A 21,220-nucleotide genomic window follows, 5' to 3' on the forward strand; every position below is an offset into this window, starting at 1 on the left:
AGCCTTTTGGCAATTCCATTCAGTGTGTTGTATTAATCTACCATAGTGTTTGTATTCAAAATCATTTTACTTATAACTAAAAAAACTAGTAAATAAGCACCAAAATGACGTAAATAAACAGTTAAATTACTAAAACTGAAATTATTCACACCAGTTTCAAAATACAAACAAATCTCAACTTAGTATGCAAATCATTTCAATTTTGTATAACTAGGTTAAGATAGCTTAGCGTTTTGCTTGTAATACCGCCCATTAACCCGTTACGTGAGATTAATATGCAAGCTATAGTTACACGCGCACTTTGCGACCATTGTCTAGATTTGCCGGTAGCTGTTCCTGGCACTCATCCCCATGCCTTCATGAAAAATGGAGAGAGTTATGTGGAACGACACAATGCAAAGTGGGAGGGTCCTTTCCATTGTTCCGTATGTCAAACCATCTGGCTTCACCGCAAGAATCAATGGGGAGGCTGCGAAGGATTCAGACTAAACCCATAAAGCACATATAACTATAAAGATTCACCTGTTTGTTACAAGCCAAACTTAGAAGTTTTTTCTCAAAACTCAAAAAACAGGCAAAAAAAAAGCCCCTTTTCAGGGGCTTATTTTCAGCTACTTTCGTAGCGAAGTAAATCAAATTTGGTTTACTTCATGAATTCGACTGGTGGGTCGTGCGCGACTCGAACGCGCGACCAACGGATTAAAAGTCCGCTGCTCTACCAACTGAGCTAACGACCCGCCGAAGAATTAAATTATGCCCCAGCTGTACTAGTGCGTCAAGCACTTTCTACGAATATTTCTTAAAAATACGATTTTTTTTATTCAAGACTGTAAAAATCGTATTTTTACTGTTTGCATAAACAGTAAACCACAACCATCCCGCTATAGCGCAGCAAGATAATCGTCAGCAGCAAGAGTGCTAAATCCAGCAATTGGAGCTCTCCAACGCCATCTAACTCTGCAATCTAACTGTAACTGCACAGTAAGCTGTCACCGAACTTACGTTTAGCTTCTAAATGTTTAAGATCGCGCATACTCTGCGGAGCATTTTCTACGCCTTTGCCATCCTCTAAGCCTGTTTTACTATATGCCCCCATAGTTGGCTCTCAGGCCGGAACAGCAACTGAGCCGGATAACCTGTCCCTCTCTCTAGACAACGGCATAGCTCTTCCATCTGCCCCCTTCTATATAGATAAAGCATGCCACCTATATAGAGAGCCGCGTCTCTATATAGTGATAAAGATCGCCGTACTCTCATCACACACCATGAAAAATGCCCCACTGATTGGATAACCAACCAGTGGGGCATTTTTTCTATCGTGCTATAGAGTTCTATAGTAGGTAATTATCGTGCACGCGAAATACGTACTTCAGCACCACGACGTTTCACCTCTAGACCTTCTGCCGGCAGAATCTTCAACCCTTCCAGCCCTTTGATATAACTAGAACCCTGCATCTGCATGACACGAATCTTGTTACGCATCACTTCAGGGCTGTGTTCAGGCATACCAAACATCCACACCTCTTCCAACAGTCTGGCCGAGTTGAATTCACTGGTGTTTTTTACCTCAGGCCCTAAGCACAGCATATGACCTTCACGGCCAAACACCGGCAATCTATCCAAACCTGCCGTGACCGTCCACGTAGTACCACCCTCGTAACGCCAGCCAGTACTCAAATCCCACCATGCGCTACCAGCAGGTAAATACACTTCTAGCTCTTCACCAGGTTGCAAGAACGGGGCCACCAGCAACGCAGAGCCCAACATATATTGCGTATCCCATTGCTGTGCAATAGGATCGTCAGGAAATTCCAATGCCATAGAACGCTGCACTGGCAAACCACAACGCACAGACTCTTCGATAATACCTAATACATAAGGCACTAAACGGTAGCGCCAGCGTAACCAGTGCTGCACCAGCTCTTGAGTTTTTTCATCAAACGCGGAAGGCAGCAATGCAGGAATCGCTTGGAAACAGAAGTTGGCAGAAAACACCCCCATCGCCAACCAACGCACATACAACTCTGCACTCATGGTGTCAGTAGGCTGCTCCGCATTACCTAATTTATGCAACTGTGCAGTCACACCACTGTTACCCAATGCCAATGCGGAACGCAAAGAACGTTCCATACCTTCCCAATCATTGCTCACATCCGGGCCCAGCTGCATACTGTAACGCTGTACACCAGGGAACAGATTAGTGCTCCAAATTACACCCTCTTGCGGTGTTTTATGGCCAGCAAAAGCCTCAAACAATGCCTGACGTACCAAAATAGGATATACCGTACGCAGCAAAGCCCCTGATTCACCACCACGTGCGGTAATGCTATCTGGGATGTTGTAGCTCACTGTGCATACCGGCGCGCCCAACCCTTCATCGTAGTTTTGACGCTGACGTTCAACCCACATTTTGAATACATCTTTATGGGTCAGGTCCAGCAAACCAAACGGTTTACCTGCACTGTTTTCGTCACCTTCAAACTGAAACGCCGCACCGGTATCGTCATCAATCAACAGCCAGCCGCGATCCTCCCACTCTTCAAACAGCGGGGTATCTACAATCACGCCAGGGAAAGTATGGGCCGCCAATTGCACGCCAGATTTTTCTATCTTCGCGCTTAAATCACGTCCATCTTGCACGCGTGTTTCATCCCAAACAAACAGGGGACGATCTGGCATAAAACCGTATAACGCAGGCGCAGCAGCCATCACACCATCTAGACCCACACCGTTATCACCTAGCGTTGTTGCCAAGTTCAGCGTGTCTTCAATGGACTGGTCAGCCGCTTGCTGCAACCACACGCCCATAGGCCATACGCCAGGCTGACCTGCGCGGCCAGTTAGCGCCGTGTATTGATTGAGAATTTCTGTAGGAACACCGGCAAACAAGAATATATCCAGCATAGGGGCCGATGCACGCACGCTATAGCGTCCATCTTGCTCTACTGCCACATTATGCTCGACGCGCTCCAGTGTGTTCACATAGACGCCCCAGCCTTTGGTGCTCCATAGCAATGGCAATACACGATGCTCTGGCAAATCAGACAACAGTTGTTGACCGTCACGACTCAAGCTTTCTTGACTGTCGCCTAAGCCGTACAACACATCATCAGCCTGCAATGCAAAAGCGGCATTCCAACCTTGCTGCTCTTCTTTTTCGTCTTGCCACACACCCGATGCAGCCAACTGCAACAACAGCTCGTCGCCTTTGTAGAGCGCAAAAGAAAAAGGATTAGGCGTTAGCACCAGCGCGTACTCGCCCTGCTCTAAACGCCAGCCACCATCTTGTTCTACAGTTTCTTGGGAGAATTCACCTACGGCATCTTCCCGCACTAATAGCATTTCGGCCTGCTGCTGCGCGCGCAGGCTGACTTTTTCTGGCTGTATATGCTTTAGGCCACCAAAACGCAGCCTAAATACACCAGGGGAATGCGCTTCCACACGCAGGATTTGATCTGTCTGTTCAGCCTGAAAATCCGCTACAGACGGTTTATTGGCAAGGTTACTTTGAAGATTAAACAATTGCGTCACGTCAGCAAGGTGAGTGTTGGACGACACAGCACGATCCTCGGGCACTGCCCAACAAGGGAATAAAGTGTCTATTTTGACGTATTTTTGCTACAAAACCAAATCTAAAAGCAAAAACACCTAAATTTCGTTCATAAAGTTTCTATTATCGCAGACCCAGCGCTCGGGATAAATCCCTCTCTAGCAATCGCGGCTCATTATTCCACGCTGCGGCCAAATCTTCCGCCAAAATTGCGCTCCACGCAAAGCCGTTTGAGCCTAAACCAGAAATAATCCCGAGGTTCTGATCGCCGCCTGCATATAAGGGCAAATGATCTTTAAGTGCCGCCCTATAACCAGCCCAACCACCCTGTATAGAAGCAGATGCCAACCACGTTTTCCAGCGCTGCAAGGTTTCTCGTATTTCGTGGTGACCTTGTTCAGTCACCTGCGCTGGCTCGCCATTTGCACCATAGGTACTACCTGCCGTGCACAGCCCCTCTACCTCAGGCAATAAATAGCCCTCGCCCGCCACTATATAAGTAGGCTTTTTAGCCATTTCTGATGCCACAAAGTAACTAACCTGCCCCGGCAACCGCTCCATTTCTTCAATATAGGGATAGGCTTTATTGGCATGCACACTGTCTGGTAATAACGAAGACAGCTCACCAGCCACGCACAACACCACGGCATCGGCATGAAGCACTCCTGTCTCAGCGCTATCTGTATCTACTATGGCACACCAGCCCGTCTCTGAAGCCTCTAACTTCAGTACTTTGGTTGGTAGCAAACCAATGTTGGGGTGCGTTAACAGTCGCTCAATCAACTTATCTGGCTGCACCCGCATGGCGCTAGGGAAATACAGCCCTCCGTGCGCAACGTCGCCCCCCACGTGTTGAGACATAGCCTCCACATCTAAATACTGTACCCAAGCATCTGGAAAGCCCAACGTCTCTACCGCTTTACGGCCAGCTAGATCTTCATCAGCATCCACAGCTACGCGCACAGTCCCTAAAGGCAAACAATCCATTGCCTCGGCGTGCTGCCATTGTCGCGCAGCCACCAACATACCTGCACGACTTAATCGCATACGCGGCGCGTCATCCACACTCAGCAATGGCGTCATGGCAATGGCCTTATGCCCCAAGTGCGATGCACCCGCTCCACCTTTCAGTATTGGGTCCACTACAGTGACATGCGTGCCTCGGCGCACCAATGCAGCAGCAGTGGCTGCCCCGGCTATTCCGGCACCAATAACCATTACATGTTTAGGAATAGCATTAGGCTGTCGCCCTAATTTCTCGCGCAGCACGCCACGTATCATTTCACGTTTATGCGCAAACCCCGGTATTTTTTCTATTAGAAAACCAGCATCTCGCAGGTCTCGGCGTACCTGACCTGCACTACACCAACTCGCCACAGTCGCCCCTTTGGCCGACAAACGTACGAGTTGACCAAACAACCGTCGTGACCACATCTGTGGATTTAAACGCGGAGCAAAGCCGTCCAAGAAGAACGCATCAATTTGCGCATCCAGCAGTTTGGCTTTTTGCTCTATATCGCCAAACACCAATGTCAACGTCACGCGTTCGTTTTCAAAATACAGTCTATGTATGCCCGGCAACAACTCTGGCCACTGTGCCAAAAGCTGTTGCACCAGCGACTGTAGTTCGGGGCTAGCGTGTTCATGCATACGTGCCAAATCATCACGCTGGAACGGGTGCGCTTCAAACGAGACAAAGTGCAAACGCTGGCTACGATCGGAGTCACGCAACCAGCTCAACCACGTCACTAAAAAGTTATTGCCCAACCCAAAGCCCGTCTCACAAATACTAAAGTGAGATCGTCCTTGCCAACGCTCAGGCAGCCCATTGCCTGCTAAAAACACATGCTGTGTTTGCGCCAGTGCGCCTGCCGTAGAATGGTACACATCACCATATTGCAAACTCTGTGCTATCCCCTTCTGATTAAAAGAAGGTGTAGCCGGCTGTAGTTTTTGAAATCCGCCCGTCATGTTAATACGTTTTAATACACAATAAATACATGAAACAAACATAGGTTAACGTCTAGCTATGCTCTCTTCTACACGCCTTCCCCTCAGCGATGCGCTCGCAACAGCGGTTCGTGCTGCACATGCGGCAGCCAGCATTTTACAGGCCCACGCTGCACACCGTGATCGTTTGATCATTGATACCAAAGCCAAGAACGACTTGGTGTCTCAAGCCGATAGAGATGCGGAAATGGCCGCATTGGAAATTCTACGTGAACAAACGCCAGAGTTTGGCATTGTGGCAGAAGAAAGCGGTGGTGACAGCAAAGGGCTGGCCACATGGTACATAGACCCACTGGACGGCACCACTAACTTCTTGCACGGCATTCCTCACTACGCGGTGTCTATCGCGTTGATTGCACACCCCGGTTGCATCGTCGCTGGCGACACCCCAGTTACTTGCGACACGCCTGTGGTCGCTGTGGTGTACGACCCTAACCGTGAAGAGCTCTTTACGGCCATGTACGGCACTGGCGCATGGTTAAACCAACAACGCTTGCGCTGCACAGACACTGACAATCTGGATAACGCGTTGCTGGCTACTGGTTTCCCATTCCGCGACTTCAGCTTTGCCGATCACTATCTACCCACACTGGAAACTGGCATTCGCCGCACACGAGGCATTCGACGCAACGGTGCCGCCGCACTAGATTTAGCGTGGGTGGCATGCGGTCGTTTTGATGGATACTGGGAAATGGGGTTAGCACCTTGGGACGTCGCTGCAGGCACACTAATCGTGCGCGAAGCGGGTGGCATTTGCCAAGACATTTTTCAGCAGCAACCTTGGCCCTCCACCGGACACGTTGTTGCCAGCAACGCCCCACTACACAACGCTTTGCAAGAAATGATCAAACCGTGTTTAGGGTACACACCACAGCGTTAAACAGGGCGAAAAGCCATTAGGCATGCTACCCTATGGGGTTCACAGATTTACTCTTAAAAGGCTTTGTCATGAATCTGCTTGACCCCATTGTTGCCTGGCAAGACGACATCACAGCCATTAGGCGCGACTTGCATGCTCATCCTGAGCTGGCCTACGAAGAACACCGCACGGCAGACACCGTAGCGCACTGGCTAACAGAATGGGGAATAGACATACACAGAGGCCTAGCAGGCACTGGGGTTGTAGGTATCATCAAAGGAAACCTAGGCCCTGGTCCTAGCATTGGTCTGCGCGCCGATATGGATGCGCTACCTGTGCTTGAGCAGAACGACTTTGCCCACGCCAGCCGTCACGACGGCAAAATGCATGCTTGTGGCCATGATGGCCACACTGCCATGCTACTCTCCGCCGCACGCTACTTGGCTTCGCACCGCGAATTCACAGGCACCGTCTATGTGATCTTCCAACCTGCCGAGGAAGGTTTTGCAGGTGCTCGCAAAATGATAGAAGAAGGCTTATTTACTCGCTTCCCTATGGATGCCGTATTTGGCATGCATAACTGGCCTGGTTTGCCTGCTGGCGAGTTCGCCGTGCACAAAGATGCTGTTATGGCTTCTAGTAACACGTTCAGTATACAAATTGACGGTAAAGGTGCACATGGCGGTATGCCACATCTGGGGGTGGACCCCATTACCGCAGCGGCTCAATTAGTCATGAGCTTGCAAACCATCGTTAGCCGCGTCGTAGACCCGCTAGACCCTGCCGTACTCAGCGTCACTCAAATTCATGCCGGTTCTGCTGACAACGTCATCCCCACCTCAGCCGTATTGCGCGGTACGGTACGCACACTCAGCAATGAGGCGCTGGATATCATCGAAACACGCATGCGCGAAATCATTGAACAGAGTTGCGCTGCTATGGGCTGCCAAAGCACATTTGAGTTCGATAGACGCTACCCACCCACCATCAATCACGCCAAAGAAAGTGCTATTTCTGCAGACGTAATTCGTAAGATGGCTGGCGATAATGTGCTGCACCAAGATCTTCCCCCATCTATGGGTGCGGAAGATTTTGCATTCATGCTGCAAGAACGCCCCGGTAGCTATATCTGGATAGGTAATGGTCAAGGCGATCACCGCCTTTCTGGCCACGGTTTAGGCCCCTGCATGTTGCATAACGACAGCTATGATTTCAACGATGAAATCCTTAGCGTCGGTGCTAGCTACTGGGTACGTTTAGCCGAACATTACCTTAAGCCCTAACCCCCATTAACAAATGTTTCACGGCAAGAAATTGCCCAGCCGTTACAATACAGGCTCTACGTATGCCGGAGAGAATCATCGTGCCCAAAGCCTCCCAACCCTGTAGTTTGCCCCCAGACGACAAGCATGCCATCTTGCGTGTGGTGCCCATGCCATCCGACGCCAACATGTATGGCGACGTTTTTGGTGGTTGGATTATGTCGCAAGTGGATATCGCTGGTTCTATCTTGGCCGCACGACGCGCCAATGGCCGCGTAGCGACCGTTGCGGTCAACGCATTTACCTTTACACAACCGGTATTTGTGGGCGACCTGCTTAGCTTTTACGTAGACATTATCAAAACCGGCCGTACCTCCATTACCGTTTCGGTAGAGGTGTACGCAGAACGCCAACGCCTGCAACATGAAGTCGTCAAAGTAACAGAAGCTACGTTGACGTATGTTGCTACCGATACGAACCGCCGCAGCCGCGAACTTCCCCCTCTAGACTGAAGGTATAGCCTATGACTGGATCTGTTCAAGAGCGCACCAGTCCAGCCGTCCGCCGACTTGACCCGGAGGATGCGCAACTTGCTCTACAAAAACTACAATCCGTATTAAAACGCCAAGAAGTTGTAGAAACCTTGGCGCAGCGTCAGCACGAAGGTTCTGACCGTGAAGACCTACTTGCTAACCTGACACACCGCAGGCACGAGCAAGAAATACGCAGCATCATCAACAATCTGCACCCCGCCGATATTGCGTTCATTCTGGAATCCTTGCCAGAAAACGAACGTCAAATCGTGTGGCAACAAGTTAGTGATGAGTATGATGCTGACATTCTGCTAGAAATTGAAGATTGGGCTCGTGAATCTCTGATCAAAACCATGGAGCCAGCTGACCTGATTGCAGCTGCCGCTAACATGGATGCCGACGAGATCGCGGATCTGGCCCCAGACCTACCCCCAGAGGTTATTGCTGAGGTACAGAAAGGGCTGACCGAATCTGAGCGCGCGCAATTGCTAGAGGCCATGGGCTACCCCGAAGACAGCGTGGGTGCGATCATGGACTTCGACATGGTGCGCGTGCGCGAAGACGTGAGCCTAGAGGTGGTACTGCGTTATTTACGTCGCCTACAAGAATTACCTGACCATACTGACCAGATTTTCGTGGTAGACCGGGACGACCGTCTGTTAGGCACGCTATCCCTAACTCGCATGCTGGTGTCCGATCCAGAAACACTAGTGTCTGACGTTATGGCTGCTGACTACCTGAGTCTGCACCCACTTGACTCTGACGCGGATGCCGCTAACGCGTTTGAACGTTATGACTTGGTGTCCGCCCCAGTAGTGGACGACTATGGCCGTCTAATTGGTCGTGTGACCATTGACGAGGTTGTTGACGTTCTGCAAGAAGACTCCCAAGAGCAAGAACTGTCTCGTGCCGGTTTGCAAGAAGAAGATATTTTTGCCCCGGCTCTCAGTGCTCTACGTAACCGTGCCCCGTGGTTGCTGATTAACCTGTGTACGGCAGCTACAGCCTCCTTCGTGGCTTCTCGCTTTGAGGATACCGTTAGCCATATCGTTATTTTGGCGTTCCTGATGTCTATCGTCGCAGGTATTGGTGGTAACTCCGGTAACCAAACTATGACCATGATTATTCGTGCCATGGCTACAGGCCGTATCACGGGTTCCAATATCTGGCCACTGGTCAAACGCGAACTGATGGTGACCTTTATGGTGGGAGCCTGCGGTAGTTTGGTAACAGCTGTATTCGCGTGGTTTATCTCGGGTTCCGTCGCTATTGCGGCCGTGATGATGGCCGCTATGATCGGCAACATGTTGATTGGTGCCGCTCTGGGCGTATTGATCCCTACCCTACGTAGCCGATTTGGCAAAGATCCTGCGGTGGGTTCTTCTGTATTGCTGACTTTTGGTACAGACTCACTGGGCTTTTTCCTGTTCCTAGGATTGGCAACGCTGTTCCTACTGTAAACGCCTAGACCTACAACAAACGCCTTTCAATTTTTGGTGAACGTTCACCATAGATTGAAAGGCGTTTTTGTATGTTGCGAATTACCTCACTTGGTATTCCTTCACACCAAACACGGTGATTTCTTGCAAGAAACTTTGCGCATGTACCATGGTTTCCTGCCCTTGCTCACTGCCAAAAGCTTGCTCTACGCTAGCAGTATCCTCAAACCATAGTTCTACCACGCCATCAATAGGGAGCTGCTCATAAGCACAAACCTGCCCTTTCACTTTTTCTCTGCGTAGCACCACATTCTGTCTATAACCTTTAACACCTGGCATTTTCCGCACCAACTCTGCATGCATCCGCCACTCTTTTCTAAAGGCATCCTCACTCATATCATCACGACGACGTAGGATAGACATGCGTTTCATCAATTGACTACGTTGTGCTACGTCAGGCACAGGAATCACATCATGCCGTTGCAACTCCAATATATGCAGCGTAGACAAAAAACACTGCTCATCCTGCTGCAACGCCTGTGCCAACTCTCCTGAAATAAAGGCATTTTCAGTATCTACATCTAAGATGGAAAACCCATCTATTTCCCATGTGCCGCGTGCGAACTGTATACCCCGCTGTTGATGCTCTACGACGTGGTTTTGCCAGTAATGTCGTATGCCAGTAAGCTCACTGGCTAACGCTCCGTGCTCCTGCAGCCAATACTGTTGAAACTGTTGCGTTGTCCACTCTGGTTTTTTGTATAACAACCCCATGCGTATCGTCATAACACCTCCTTTGACTAGACTATTAGGCCTCTGTTTGCTCTATCCTGGCTCGCTGCAAGATGGGTGCTCTATTACGCAACCAAACACCATGCCGCACAGGCCATTGTTCAAAATTCACATCTACCCCTAATGTTTGAGCAGCATGATGAGGCCAATACGGGTCATACAACGCCTCTCTACCTATAGCAATCAAATCGGCTTGACCTTGCGCCAGAATCGCCTCTGCCTGCTTGGCATCCACAATCATGCCTACTGCTTGTGTCATCACCTCAGCACTATGTCGTAACTGTTCTGAAAATGGCACCTGAAAGCCTAAACCTCGCGGTACAGGTAATGCTCGCGTTTCCTCAGTTAAACCACCCGAAGAACAATCCATCACATCAACGCCACATGCTTTCAGGGCTTGTGCTAACACAATAGAGTCCTCTTCACTCCAGCCGCCTATACTGCCATCCACCACTGATAGTCTGGCAAATAAAGGTTTAGACGCTGGCCACACCTGCCGCACTCTACGTGCGATCTCTACCGCCAAACGCATACGCCCCTCTCTGCTACCCCCCCACTGGTCTTGGCGTTGATTAGCATAGGGAGACAAAAAACTTGCCACCAAGTAACCATGCCCAAAATGCAATTCAATCACATCCACACCAATACGATCCGCACGTACAGTTGCCGCTACAAACGCCTCTATCACGGCTTGAATACCTTGCTCATCTAACGCCATGGGTACAGACCAACCAGGCCCTGCCGGTAATGCACTAGGACCAACGCGCTGCCACACATCGATATCTTGTGCCATGTGTACAGGATCTATCGCTCGCCCACCCTCCCATAAGGGTTGGCTGCCCGCTTTACGACCCGCATGTGCTAGCTGCAAACCAAAAGCGCAGCCTTGCTCTTGCAACCACTGCACTAGCGGTTGTAGCGTCTGAGCCTGTGCATCATTCCAGAGACCCAAATCAGCACTACCAATGCGCCCTCGAGGGTCTACTGCCGTGCTTTCACTGAGTATTAACCCCGCACCACCCAAGGCAAATTTACCCCAATGCACCCAATGCCATGGTGTTGCATGGCCTTGTTCAGCTGCATGCTGGCACATAGGAGAAATCACAATACGATTACGCAACGTAAGGTCACGTATACGCAAGGGTCTAAATAAATAGGGATCTGTGTAGCCAGACATAACACCTCATCAAATACTCAAACCACCATCAGACTACTCTCTGCCCGTAGGGAAAGACGCCACCTATTACCGTATCAAGTACGCACGCGCACAGGTGCCAAGCATTTCAGCCAATACACTAGCCAACTGCCTAACAACACTACACAGATCGCACTGATCCCGAGCGCCAATTGCGCGGACTGCCATCTATCTATAGACCAGGCCACTACTGACACCCCTACGGATTGCCCCAAAAACAATGAGCAGGCAAATAAACCTATGGCTGTACCCCGCATGGCAGGAGCCATCTGACTGGCTAAAAATTGGAAACTATTGTGTAACGCGTAAAAACCAAAACCCGCAAACCAACACCCTAAAATAGCGACTATTGGCACTGGCCAAACAGCCAAGAGCGCGTACCCCACCATCACGCCACAACCACCGTAGAAAATCAGCCCATTGCGCCCCAAGCGTTGTAACAAGTATTTGACGGTATGGGTATAGCACAGTCCCCCTATACCAAAACTTGTCACAATAGCCCCAGCCACGGGTAACGATAGCTGCGTCTGTGTGTGCAAATACAAAGGGACAAAACTTAAAACGCCATACACCAGAGCCCCCTCAATACCCACTAACAGCAATACCATCCTAGCCATGGGCCGTTTCAGTACACTGCGCCAATTACGCCAAAAGCTCAGTGCTTTGGCTTTCTCTTTGTACGGAGCAGCATGTAACAACGGCAGCAACCACAATGCTGCCCCTACAAACAATACGCACAACAAGACAAACCCCCAGCGCCAACCTAGGGTGACCGCCACTATGCCGCCAAAAAACTGCCCTACTATCATGCCCAGCACAGTAGCACTCAGTAAACGTGCCAACATCACATGACGCTGCTGCTCACTACTGTTATCTCCTATCCATGCCATAGACATGGGCACAATGCCTGCTACTAGCCCACCGCAAAACAATCGAGCCCAGATCAATACATCTAAGCCACTAGCTAACGCAGCCCATAAACATGTTCCCGCACCACCTAAGGCAGCAAAAAACACCAGAGGTAATTTTCCAAACCGTTCTGCAAATGGACCATATAGGATTTGCATAATGCCGTAGCCTACGGCAAAAGCAGAAATAACCGGCGCCACCGCCACACTATCCACCCTGAACTCACTGGCTAGGGCGGGTAATAACGCATCACAAACACGCATCGAAAACATGGCGGTAAAGCTGCATAAAGCCAAACGTTTTTGTGCGTAGTCTGGGCTCATTGCCTCTGAGAGTGATGACGCCGGCATGCTGACTACTCCTAGATATCAAGAAGGCTTTAACCCTCTAGCGCCTTCCACATCTCTATGTCGCGCTCCGCAGTCCAAATACGAGGATCTGCAATGCCTCTAGCCTCATCGTAAGCACGGCTCACATTAAACGGCATGCAGTGATCAAAAATAAACCAATGGCCATACACTGGACGCAACTTCTCTACAGTTTCGCGATAAATCTCATTCAGCGCTTTGCCTTCAGATACCCCATTCAACACATTGGTATACACATCACTAACAAAAGCTCGTGTAGAGGCCAAGCCTTGACGTACTTCTGCCGCCCCTTGCAGCGCTGCACCGCGACCAGGTACCAAGGCATCAAAGTTACGCTCTGCTAATCGATCCAACGTGCTAGGCCAATCACGGAAATACGCATCACCTGAATACGCCGCACTTTGGTATTCCACTAGGTCACCCGCAAAACATACATTCTGACTTTCTAGCTCTACGATAATGTCACCTTTGGTATGGCCACGACCAATTTGACTTAGCTTCACCTCTACAGAACCCATCCAAATACGCATTTCCCCTACAAACGTTTGTGTAGGCCATGTCAAACCTTCAGGCACGGTTTCTACATTACGGAATAATCGAGGGAAACGACCGATTTCGCTGGCTTTATCTTGCTCACCACGCTCTACAATCAAGTCATAGGTATCTTGGCTAGCAATAATTTCTTGGGCTCCCTCTTCGAAATACGCCGCTGCACCTAACACACGCACTGCATGATAGTGAGACAGCACCACGTATTTAATGGGCTTATCCGTAATCTGACGTATGTGACGAATCACGTCCTGAGCCATGGCTGGTGTTGCCTGTGTATCAATGATCATCACCGCATCATCGCCCACGATTACCCCTGTATTGGGGTCACCCTCAGCGGTATATGCCCAGGCGTTTGCCGATAACTGTGTGAAGCTTACTTTTTTATCTTCAGTATCTGCGTGACTGGCAAAAGTCTTAGTCTGTGTCATAGATAGATTTCCTTAGTGCAAAAATTACTCTTAATGTGTGCCCAGATAGGCGGCTCTAACTTTGTCGTCATTTAACAATTCCAGCCCCGACCCCTCCATGGTCACACGTCCTATTTCCAATACATACGCGCGGTCTGCTACACCTAATGCTTGTTTCGCCATTTGCTCCACTAACACGATGGTGAGACCACTACTACGTAGCTGTCGGATGGCTGTAAAAATGTCGCGTATCACCAGAGGAGCCAACCCTAACGACGGCTCGTCCAATAACAAAATGCTGGGCTCGCTCATTAAGGCACGCGAAATAGCCAACATCTGTTGCTCCCCCCCCGATAACGTGCCTGCTAATTGGTGCTGACGCTCTCGCAAACGGGGAAAACGCGCAAACTCGCGCTCAATATCTGCCTCAACTCCAGACCTATCCGCTCGGCGCATATACGCCCCCAGCCAGAGGTTCTCCAATACTGTTTGATCCGCAAACACACCACGCCCTTCTGGCGACATGGCCAACCCTAGTCGCACCCGTTTATGTGCCGGCAAATTGGAGCAGTCTTGACCATCTAAAAGCACTCGCCCACCTGACAGCGGCTCTAGTCCACAAATCGCCTTAAGTAATGTGCTCTTACCCGCGCCATTCGCGCCAATAATAGTCACGACCTCCCCCTTACCTACGTGTAGATCCACCCCTTTTACGGCTTCTATAGCACCGTAGGAAACACGTACTGATTCCAATTTAAGCATCGTATTTCCTCGCTTTAGATGGCTGTAGCAGGTGTGAACGACACGGCAATATCATCGTCATCGTCCACGCCTAAATAAGCAGCTATTACCTTAGGATCTGCCTGCACCTCAGCAGGCCTGCCCTCGGCGATCTTTACGCCATAATCCAGAACAATGACGTGATCCGAGACTGACATCACCAAATCCATGTGGTGCTCCACCATAAAAATCGTGACGCCACAGCGACATATACGCCTCAACAACTCACCCAACTCTGCTGTTTCTTGAGGATTTAGCCCTGCTGCAGGCTCATCCAAGAGAAGTAGTTGTGGCTCTGTTGCCAACGCTCGTGCTAGCTCTACACGTCGCTGCAGACCGTAGGGCAAACTACCGGCTGGCTGATCCGCCAACGCCGACAAACCCACCAATTGCAGTAACTGCTGTGCTTTTCTACGAGTAATATCTTCTTGAGTCCGGACACTAGGCAAATTCAGTAGAGAGCGAAAAATGCCATTACTCATTCGACTGTGTTGACCCAACATCACGTTGTCCACCACTGATAACTCTGCAAACAACCGTAAGTTCTGAAACGTACGCCCCATCCCTAATTGGCAAATTTTTTGCATAGGGAAGCCTGCGATCTCACGCCCTAGGAAACGGATAGCTCCTTTATCGGGAACTACTGCCCCCGTTAGCATGTTGATCAACGTACTCTTGCCTGCTCCGTTAGGCCCTATCAAGGCATGAATATGGCCACGCTTTAGCTCAAACGAAATATTGCATGCTGGTCTAACTCCACCGTAGGCTTTATCTAGGTTGGACACCTTCAGTAATTCACCCTGCGTTTGTTTTCCTAACGTTTCTAGTGGTAGAGGCTCTACCTCCGTAGAAGGTGGGTTACGTTTACCAAACAATGGTGCAAATAACCCCACCACACCACCAGGCATGAAATACAGGGAAAACAACAACAAACAGCCATACAGGAAATTCTGTACATAGGGCCAACGCGCTAACATAGCCTCAATAATGGTCAGAATAATGGCGCCCACTAATGGGCCAGACATCTTGCCAGGGCCACCAAACAGCACCAACAACAAGATAAAAATAGAAAGATGGAAGGTAATGAAATCAGAGTTAATGTATTGATTCTGCTGAGCCACCATTGCTCCTGCCATACCGCACGTAATGGCAGCAATCACAAAAGCAATCACTTTGGCGCGATGCACTCTGACCCCAACCGAAGAAGAAGCAATTTCATCAGCTTGGATAGAAAGCATGGCACGTCCAAAACGACCACGCAGCAAATTACTCAAGACAATATGTGTCACAGCACACAGAGCAATACCAAACCACACCCATTGCGTGGTGCTTAGAGGCTCACCATCCCACGTTAACGGCGCAATACCATAAATACCTTGAGCACCGCCAAATACCGTCGTCCACTCGCTTACCAAGCGCTCTACCACAATACCGAACGCCAACGTCACCATGGCAAGATAGGGGCCTCGCACACGCAGCGATGGCACGGCGATCAAGACCCCACATATACCCGAAATTACTGCTGCCGCGACAAACGCTAACCACGGGTTCATTTCCCAATTGGCCGTCAGCAAAGCAGCTGAATATGCACCGGCAGCAAACAAACCCGCCTGACCCAGTGACTTTTGCCCCGCGAACCCCACGAGTACGTTCATGCCTATACCGCACATGTAATACACGCAAATCATGAACAAAATACGCAGGTAATAATCATTGCCCACCAAACTGGTTAAGGCGATTAATACAGCCGCGATCACTACCACATGCAGAGAAGAAAAGGATTTCATCAGATTTTCTCCGCCAGATTACGACCAAACAACCCTGTTGGACGGAAAGACAGCACCAGAATGACAAGCACGAATACAGCCACCTCACGCCACTGCGCTTCCCATAAATTCACACCGGACTCAAACACACCCAGTACAAATCCACCCACTACACACCCACGCGGGTTATTCAGCCCTCCGATCATGGCACTAGAGAAGCCTTTTAGACCTATAGCCAACCCCATAAACAATGAAGCTTGCGTAATAGGGGCTAGCAAAAAACCAGACAAACCAGCCAACATAGAACTAATCACAAAAGCCGCCACCATCATGGCCTGCGTATTAATGCCCATTAAACTAGCGACGGCGCCATTGGCTGCCACTGCTCGTAACGCTTTGCCGATCAGGGTGTGATTCATGATGCGCTCAAACACCACCATGACCACCACCGATACCCCTAGCATCAATAACTCTTGAGGGCGTATACCTATGCCCCAAAAACGGATAACAGAGTCGCCTACTGGAGAAGGCACAACCACTGGTCTAGGCCCCCAAATTGCCATCCCCATACTTTGCAAAATGACGCCAAACCCCAGGGTACTCATTACCCATGCCAAACCTGGACGCCCCGCAAAAGGCCGTACCCCCAAGACATACAACAACCAGCCCAATGCCCCCATCACCAGCAGCACGATAAACAGACCTAAGAACTGTGTTTCCCCCGCCGGCACTACCGTGCCAAATGAGGTAGAGCTAATAGGCATGCCCAAGATCAAAAATAGTGCACTCATGCCTATAAAGGCACCCGCAGATACAAAATCCCCATGGGCAAAGTTCAAGGTTTTTGTCGTGGTAAACGTAATACTGAATCCCAGTGCAACTAGCGCGTACGCACTACCCACTGCCAAGCCGCTAATCAGCGCCTGTAAAAGAGCATCAATCATGAATCTGTCTCCTACTGTGTTCGGCCCTCCACGGACCGAACACCGATGCTATTTTTCTAGTAATAATGACTACTGCTTACTGAATAAAACTGTGGCTATCTAAAGACTCAGTGATGGGATCGGTATGCGGTAAAAGACTGCCATCTTTCCAGCGAATCCATACCAGATCCTCAGCCTTTAAGGCTTCATGATCTGTTGTGCTAAAAGGAGTTTCATAGACTTTCAGCAAACCCTGCACAGGCTTTTGCAAGGACTCTAAGGCTTGGCGTACTGCTGGGCCATCTGTAGACCCCGCCTGTTCCATCGCTGCTGCCATTAACAGTACCGAGTCGTAGCCATGCAATGCGAAAGAAAAAGAACTAGGAGCACGCAACTTGCTACCTATACGTGTAAAAAGCTGCTCCTGCTCAGGTGTACGCTCCTCGCTGACTGTACGCATGAATAATGGTTTTTCAGATAAAGCTCGGCCTGCTGCATCGTAAAAAGTAATGTTGTCGGACGACCATGACGTCAACGTGAGTGGAAAATAATCAATCTTTTCCATGCTGCGAATAATCTGCGCGATAGGGGTGCCTTGCGCCCACACCACAATGGTGTCCACACCGGCAGCACGCATCTTATTCAACTGTGATGTCATGTCGGTATCATTCACACCAAAGTGCTCTATCTGCGCAATATTTATGCCTTGCAACTTGGCAATTTCTTCCATGTCTTTCAGCCCCCCCTGACCATAGCCAGTGGTTTCTGCCATCAGACCTATCACTTTGGAATCGGCAGCATTGGCTTTGACATAGGCCATCAACGCAGCCACTTGCTCGCGGTCTACCATCGAAACCCTAAACATGTAGTTATCTGCATTCGCTCGCATAGGCTTAGTAATGTCTGTACCCGAAGCCACGTTGCCCATTACTGGCACTTTTTTCTGATTGGCTATGTGTTTCCAGGCCATTGCATTACCTGAGTTAGTCGGCCCAAAAATTGCCTGCACTTTCTCATTGTCGATAAGATCAGTCATGTTCTGTATGGAGCGTGGTGGCGCAGAGCCATCATCACGAGTTACCAACGTCACGGTCTGCCCCAGCACACCACCCGCCGCATTCAAATCTTCTATAGCAGCCTGCATGCCTAACACTGCCGCCTGTCCACTTTGAGCTGATGGCGACGCAGATAAATCGCCGTTGTAACCAAACCGAATTTCCTGTGCATTGACACTACCTGCTGCCAATACCGCCCCTGCTAGCAGGGACATGCCTAATTTTCTAATATTCATTCATGTCTCCTTTGTACTGCCTATAAAATTATTAATGTCACTACATCAGACTGCTAGAAAGCCTCCATCCACCGCCAACGTGACGCCAGTCACATACGCGGCCATGTCAGAAACCAGAAACACGGTAGGGCCGACCAATTCATCTGGCTCCCCTAACCGTCCCATAGGAATACGTGTCATAAAGCTCGCCAATCGTTCTGGATGCGCTTGAGTTGCAGCCGTCATCGGTGTATTAATCACCCCTGGCGCCAATGCATTAACGCGCACCCCCTCTGGAGCAAGCTCGGCTGCCAACGATTGGGTAAACATTTTTATAGCCCCCTTAGAGGGGGAATAGCCCACACTACCGCCTTGCCCGGCATACGCAGCAATAGAGGCAATATTCAATACACTTCCTTTGGTGGCTCGTATCGCCGGTAAAAATGCATGCGTTACATTGAACGTACCTTGCACATTCACATCCATAGTGGCTCGCCAGTTCTCTGCCGCGTGTGGCGCTGTCATACCTGAGCGGATAATGATGCCTGCGTTATTAACCAGTACACTGATCTGCCCTACCTCAGCAGCTACTCGCTCTGCTACAGCATCACAAGCTTGCGCATCACAAACATCTAAGCTGTAGGCCCATGCCTGACCTCCTTGCGCAGTAATCAATGCGGCAGTTTGCTCTGCTGCAGCCAGTTGCACATCCGTCGCAATCACACGGGCCCCCGCCTGCGCTAAACCTATAGCTAGAGCTCGACCATTACCTTGCCCCGCTCCAGTAATAAAGGCTAAGCGACCTTCCAATAACAACGGTATGGTGGTTGAGTTTGTTGTAGTCATTAGCTTCCCCTTCGCCTAGACATCTACTAGTTGTTGTTCTGCAGCTAGCTCCATCCCCGCCACATAACCAAACGTCAAAGCAGGGCCTAACGTAATACCAGCACCTGGATAATTGCCCCCCATAATGCTGGCCGCATCATTCCCCACTGCGAACAACCCCTTAATCCGTTGGCCATTACTATCCAATACATGAGTTTGTGCATCAGTCACCAGCCCAGCGAAAGTACCTATATCACCCACCACTAACTTGATAGCGTAATAAGGACCATTTTCCAATGGAGCCAAACACGGGTTTGGGCTCACGTTGGCATCGCCTTGATAGCGGTTATAGGCCTGCCCACCCTTATCAAAGAGTGGATCCTGACCTTGACGGGCATGCTGGTTGAACTCCTGAACGGTCTGCTCCAACGTTGCGGCATCCACGCTAATTTGCGTCGCCAACTCGGCAATACTGTTCCCTTTTTTCAAATACCCACTACGTAGGTGTCTGCCTATAGGCATAGGGAAAGGAGCAACACAGCCCAAACCATAATTACGCAACGCTTTGTGATCACACAGTAACCAGACACTTACCTCAGAATCATCTGCACACGTTGCCACCATACTTTGCACAAAGTCGTGGTAAGAGTTGCCCTCATTAGCAAAGCGCTTGCCTTTTTTATTCACGGCAATCACGCCGGGCTTCGCTCTATCAATAAAGTGAGGCATCACCCCTTTGGAACCATCGGTGCGAGTCGTGACCGATGTAGGCACCCATGCTGCTGCATGTGGAATCGTAGGATCTACATATCCCCCCACCTCTTCAGCCAAACGCAAGCCATCCCCAGTATTGCTAGAAGGCGATGGAGAGAAATGCTCTTGCCCAGTAGGTGCATGTTGAAATAATGCCTTACGACGCTGGATGTCATACGGAAAACCGCCACACGCTAACACCACACCTAAACGCGCAGTAATCTCTTGTTCTTTACCCTCATGCTGTACACGTACCCCGGCCACACGCCCTTGCTCATGCAGCAATGCAGTCACTTTCGCCTCTAACCAGACGGGTATTTTTAAGTCTTGTGCTGCTTTCGCTAGGCGCCCTGCTAGCGCATTACCATTAGTGAGCGTCATGCCACGGCCATAACGCACCACATCCAAAAAGTGCCGACTCAAGCGTTTCGCCACATAGCAAAATGAAGAAGGGGATTTGAATGCACGCATAAAGTGCTTAATCTCAGCCCCCGAACCCAACATCATGCCAAATACTGTAAGTTCCGGCAGCGCAGGTGCCAGTTTTTTGACACGAAGCCCTAGCTCTCTACCATCAAACGGACGGGTCACCATTGAACGACCACCAGGTTGGCCACCCTCTGCCTCGGCGTGATAATCCGGGAAAACAGGAGGCATATCAAATTGCACACACGTGTTTCGTGTAAAAAACTCTACCGCCTTAGGGCCATTCTCTAAAAATGCATCCACACGCGCTTCATCAAAGTGTGTAGTGGTTTCGTGCTTTAAATACGTTTTGGCTGCACCTGCTGGCTCATGAATCCCTTGTTCGGTAGCTAGGCGTGTACCCGGTATCCATAACCAACCACCTGAACGCGCCGTAGTACCCCCAAACAGTTTTTCTTTTTCTAGTACGACAACGCTCAAGCCCTGCGCTGCAGCGGTAATCGCCGTAGACATACCTGAAGCTCCCGTTCCTACAACAACAACGTCTACTGACATCTTATTTTGTGGCATTATCTGTCTCCAACAGCTAACGAATGCGTTC

Annotated in this window: 16 protein-coding genes and 1 tRNA gene; 4 read left to right on the forward strand and 13 right to left on the reverse strand. The window is 49.9% G+C overall.

Going from position 1 to position 21,220, the window contains the following annotated elements; translation table 11 throughout:
• Positions 1–661: 661 nt before the first annotated feature.
• The 3 genes from ACLO87_RS16195 to mnmD form a co-directional block, all read right to left on the reverse strand.
• A tRNA-Lys gene (locus ACLO87_RS16195) sits at positions 662–737 on the reverse strand.
• Between the two features lie 607 nt (positions 738–1,344).
• The gene (locus ACLO87_RS16200) at positions 1,345–3,558 is read right to left on the reverse strand and encodes a glycoside hydrolase family 31 protein (RefSeq protein ID WP_430224265.1); all 2,214 of its coding nucleotides are present in this window, start codon (positions 3,556–3,558) and stop codon (positions 1,345–1,347) included.
• 115 nt (positions 3,559–3,673) lie between these two features.
• Positions 3,674–5,521, reverse strand: coding sequence for a tRNA (5-methylaminomethyl-2-thiouridine)(34)-methyltransferase MnmD (mnmD, locus tag ACLO87_RS16205; protein ID WP_430224266.1), 1,848 nt, complete (start codon positions 5,519–5,521; stop codon positions 3,674–3,676).
• A gap of 58 nt (positions 5,522–5,579) precedes the next feature.
• Between mnmD and ACLO87_RS16210 the strand changes: the two genes are divergently transcribed.
• The 4 genes from ACLO87_RS16210 (at position 5,580) to mgtE (ending at position 9,674) form a co-directional block, all read left to right on the forward strand.
• Positions 5,580–6,440: an inositol monophosphatase family protein gene (locus ACLO87_RS16210; RefSeq protein ID WP_430224267.1), complete on the forward strand. Its 861-nt coding sequence runs from the start codon at positions 5,580–5,582 to the stop codon at positions 6,438–6,440.
• Positions 6,441–6,508: 68 nt separating this feature from the next.
• The gene (locus ACLO87_RS16215; RefSeq protein ID WP_430224268.1) at positions 6,509–7,702 is read left to right on the forward strand and encodes a M20 aminoacylase family protein; all 1,194 of its coding nucleotides are present in this window, start codon (positions 6,509–6,511) and stop codon (positions 7,700–7,702) included.
• Positions 7,703–7,851: 149 nt separating this feature from the next.
• Positions 7,852–8,193 (forward strand): acyl-CoA thioesterase, encoded by a 342-nt coding sequence (locus ACLO87_RS16220; protein ID WP_242683718.1) that lies wholly within the window; start codon positions 7,852–7,854, stop codon positions 8,191–8,193.
• Positions 8,194–8,204: 11 nt separating this feature from the next.
• Positions 8,205–9,674 carry a magnesium transporter gene (gene mgtE / locus ACLO87_RS16225; RefSeq protein ID WP_430224269.1) on the forward strand — a complete coding sequence of 490 codons (1,470 nt, stop codon included), beginning with the start codon at positions 8,205–8,207 and terminating at the stop codon, positions 9,672–9,674.
• Positions 9,675–9,755: 81 nt separating this feature from the next.
• Here mgtE and ACLO87_RS16230 read toward each other — a convergent pair whose 3' ends face one another.
• The 10 genes from ACLO87_RS16230 to ACLO87_RS16275 form a co-directional block, all read right to left on the reverse strand.
• Positions 9,756–10,439, reverse strand: coding sequence for an EthD family reductase (locus ACLO87_RS16230; protein ID WP_430224270.1), 684 nt, complete (start codon positions 10,437–10,439; stop codon positions 9,756–9,758).
• Between the two features lie 22 nt (positions 10,440–10,461).
• On the reverse strand, positions 10,462–11,622 hold the full coding sequence (locus ACLO87_RS16235; protein ID WP_430224271.1) for an NADH:flavin oxidoreductase/NADH oxidase: 1,161 nt from the start codon (positions 11,620–11,622) through the stop codon (positions 10,462–10,464).
• A gap of 74 nt (positions 11,623–11,696) precedes the next feature.
• Positions 11,697–12,899: an MFS transporter gene (locus ACLO87_RS16240; protein ID WP_430224272.1), complete on the reverse strand. Its 1,203-nt coding sequence runs from the start codon at positions 12,897–12,899 to the stop codon at positions 11,697–11,699.
• 29 nt (positions 12,900–12,928) lie between these two features.
• Positions 12,929–13,897, reverse strand: a complete 969-nt coding sequence (locus tag ACLO87_RS16245) for an MBL fold metallo-hydrolase (RefSeq protein WP_430224273.1) — start codon at positions 13,895–13,897, stop codon at positions 12,929–12,931.
• A 30-nt stretch (positions 13,898–13,927) separates the two neighbouring features.
• Complete coding sequence (locus ACLO87_RS16250; protein ID WP_430224274.1) at positions 13,928–14,638, reverse strand: ABC transporter ATP-binding protein; 711 nt, start codon at positions 14,636–14,638, stop codon at positions 13,928–13,930.
• Positions 14,639–14,652: 14 nt separating this feature from the next.
• Positions 14,653–16,443, reverse strand: coding sequence for a branched-chain amino acid ABC transporter ATP-binding protein/permease (locus ACLO87_RS16255; RefSeq protein WP_430224275.1), 1,791 nt, complete (start codon positions 16,441–16,443; stop codon positions 14,653–14,655).
• Positions 16,443–17,366, reverse strand: a complete 924-nt coding sequence (locus ACLO87_RS16260; protein WP_430224276.1) for a branched-chain amino acid ABC transporter permease — start codon at positions 17,364–17,366, stop codon at positions 16,443–16,445. The genes ACLO87_RS16255 and ACLO87_RS16260 overlap by 1 nt, the downstream gene beginning before the upstream one ends.
• 76 nt (positions 17,367–17,442) lie before the next feature.
• Positions 17,443–18,636 (reverse strand): ABC transporter substrate-binding protein, encoded by a 1,194-nt coding sequence (locus tag ACLO87_RS16265; RefSeq protein WP_430224277.1) that lies wholly within the window; start codon positions 18,634–18,636, stop codon positions 17,443–17,445.
• A 45-nt stretch (positions 18,637–18,681) separates the two neighbouring features.
• Positions 18,682–19,461, reverse strand: a complete 780-nt coding sequence (locus tag ACLO87_RS16270; RefSeq protein ID WP_430224278.1) for an SDR family NAD(P)-dependent oxidoreductase — start codon at positions 19,459–19,461, stop codon at positions 18,682–18,684.
• 15 nt (positions 19,462–19,476) lie between these two features.
• Positions 19,477–21,189, reverse strand: a complete 1,713-nt coding sequence (locus ACLO87_RS16275; protein ID WP_430224279.1) for an FAD-dependent oxidoreductase — start codon at positions 21,187–21,189, stop codon at positions 19,477–19,479.
• Between the last annotated feature and the right edge of the window lie 31 nt (positions 21,190–21,220).

This window comes from Paenalcaligenes sp. Me52, assembly GCF_050487965.1.
Taxonomy (GTDB): Bacteria; Pseudomonadota; Gammaproteobacteria; order Burkholderiales; family Burkholderiaceae_B; genus Paenalcaligenes.

Coding starts and splice junctions, on each gene's coding strand:
- ACLO87_RS16270 (WP_430224278.1), bottom strand. CDS start 19,461: ATGACTACAACAAACTCAACCACCATACCGTTGTTATTGGAAGGTCGC.
- ACLO87_RS16265 (WP_430224277.1), bottom strand. CDS start 18,636: ATGAATATTAGAAAATTAGGCATGTCCCTGCTAGCAGGGGCGGTATTG.
- ACLO87_RS16250 (WP_430224274.1), bottom strand. CDS start 14,638: ATGCTTAAATTGGAATCAGTACGTGTTTCCTACGGTGCTATAGAAGCC.
- ACLO87_RS16275 (WP_430224279.1), bottom strand. CDS start 21,189: ATGCCACAAAATAAGATGTCAGTAGACGTTGTTGTTGTAGGAACGGGA.
- mnmD (WP_430224266.1), bottom strand. CDS start 5,521: ATGACGGGCGGATTTCAAAAACTACAGCCGGCTACACCTTCTTTTAAT.
- ACLO87_RS16235 (WP_430224271.1), bottom strand. CDS start 11,622: ATGTCTGGCTACACAGATCCCTATTTATTTAGACCCTTGCGTATACGT.
- ACLO87_RS16260 (WP_430224276.1), bottom strand. CDS start 17,366: ATGATTGATGCTCTTTTACAGGCGCTGATTAGCGGCTTGGCAGTGGGT.
- ACLO87_RS16230 (WP_430224270.1), bottom strand. CDS start 10,439: ATGACGATACGCATGGGGTTGTTATACAAAAAACCAGAGTGGACAACG.
- ACLO87_RS16220 (WP_242683718.1), top strand. CDS start 7,852: ATGCCATCCGACGCCAACATGTATGGCGACGTTTTTGGTGGTTGGATT.
- ACLO87_RS16255 (WP_430224275.1), bottom strand. CDS start 16,443: ATGAAATCCTTTTCTTCTCTGCATGTGGTAGTGATCGCGGCTGTATTA.
- ACLO87_RS16210 (WP_430224267.1), top strand. CDS start 5,580: ATGCTCTCTTCTACACGCCTTCCCCTCAGCGATGCGCTCGCAACAGCG.
- mgtE (WP_430224269.1), top strand. CDS start 8,205: ATGACTGGATCTGTTCAAGAGCGCACCAGTCCAGCCGTCCGCCGACTT.
- ACLO87_RS16245 (WP_430224273.1), bottom strand. CDS start 13,897: ATGACACAGACTAAGACTTTTGCCAGTCACGCAGATACTGAAGATAAA.
- ACLO87_RS16215 (WP_430224268.1), top strand. CDS start 6,509: ATGAATCTGCTTGACCCCATTGTTGCCTGGCAAGACGACATCACAGCC.
- ACLO87_RS16240 (WP_430224272.1), bottom strand. CDS start 12,899: ATGCCGGCGTCATCACTCTCAGAGGCAATGAGCCCAGACTACGCACAA.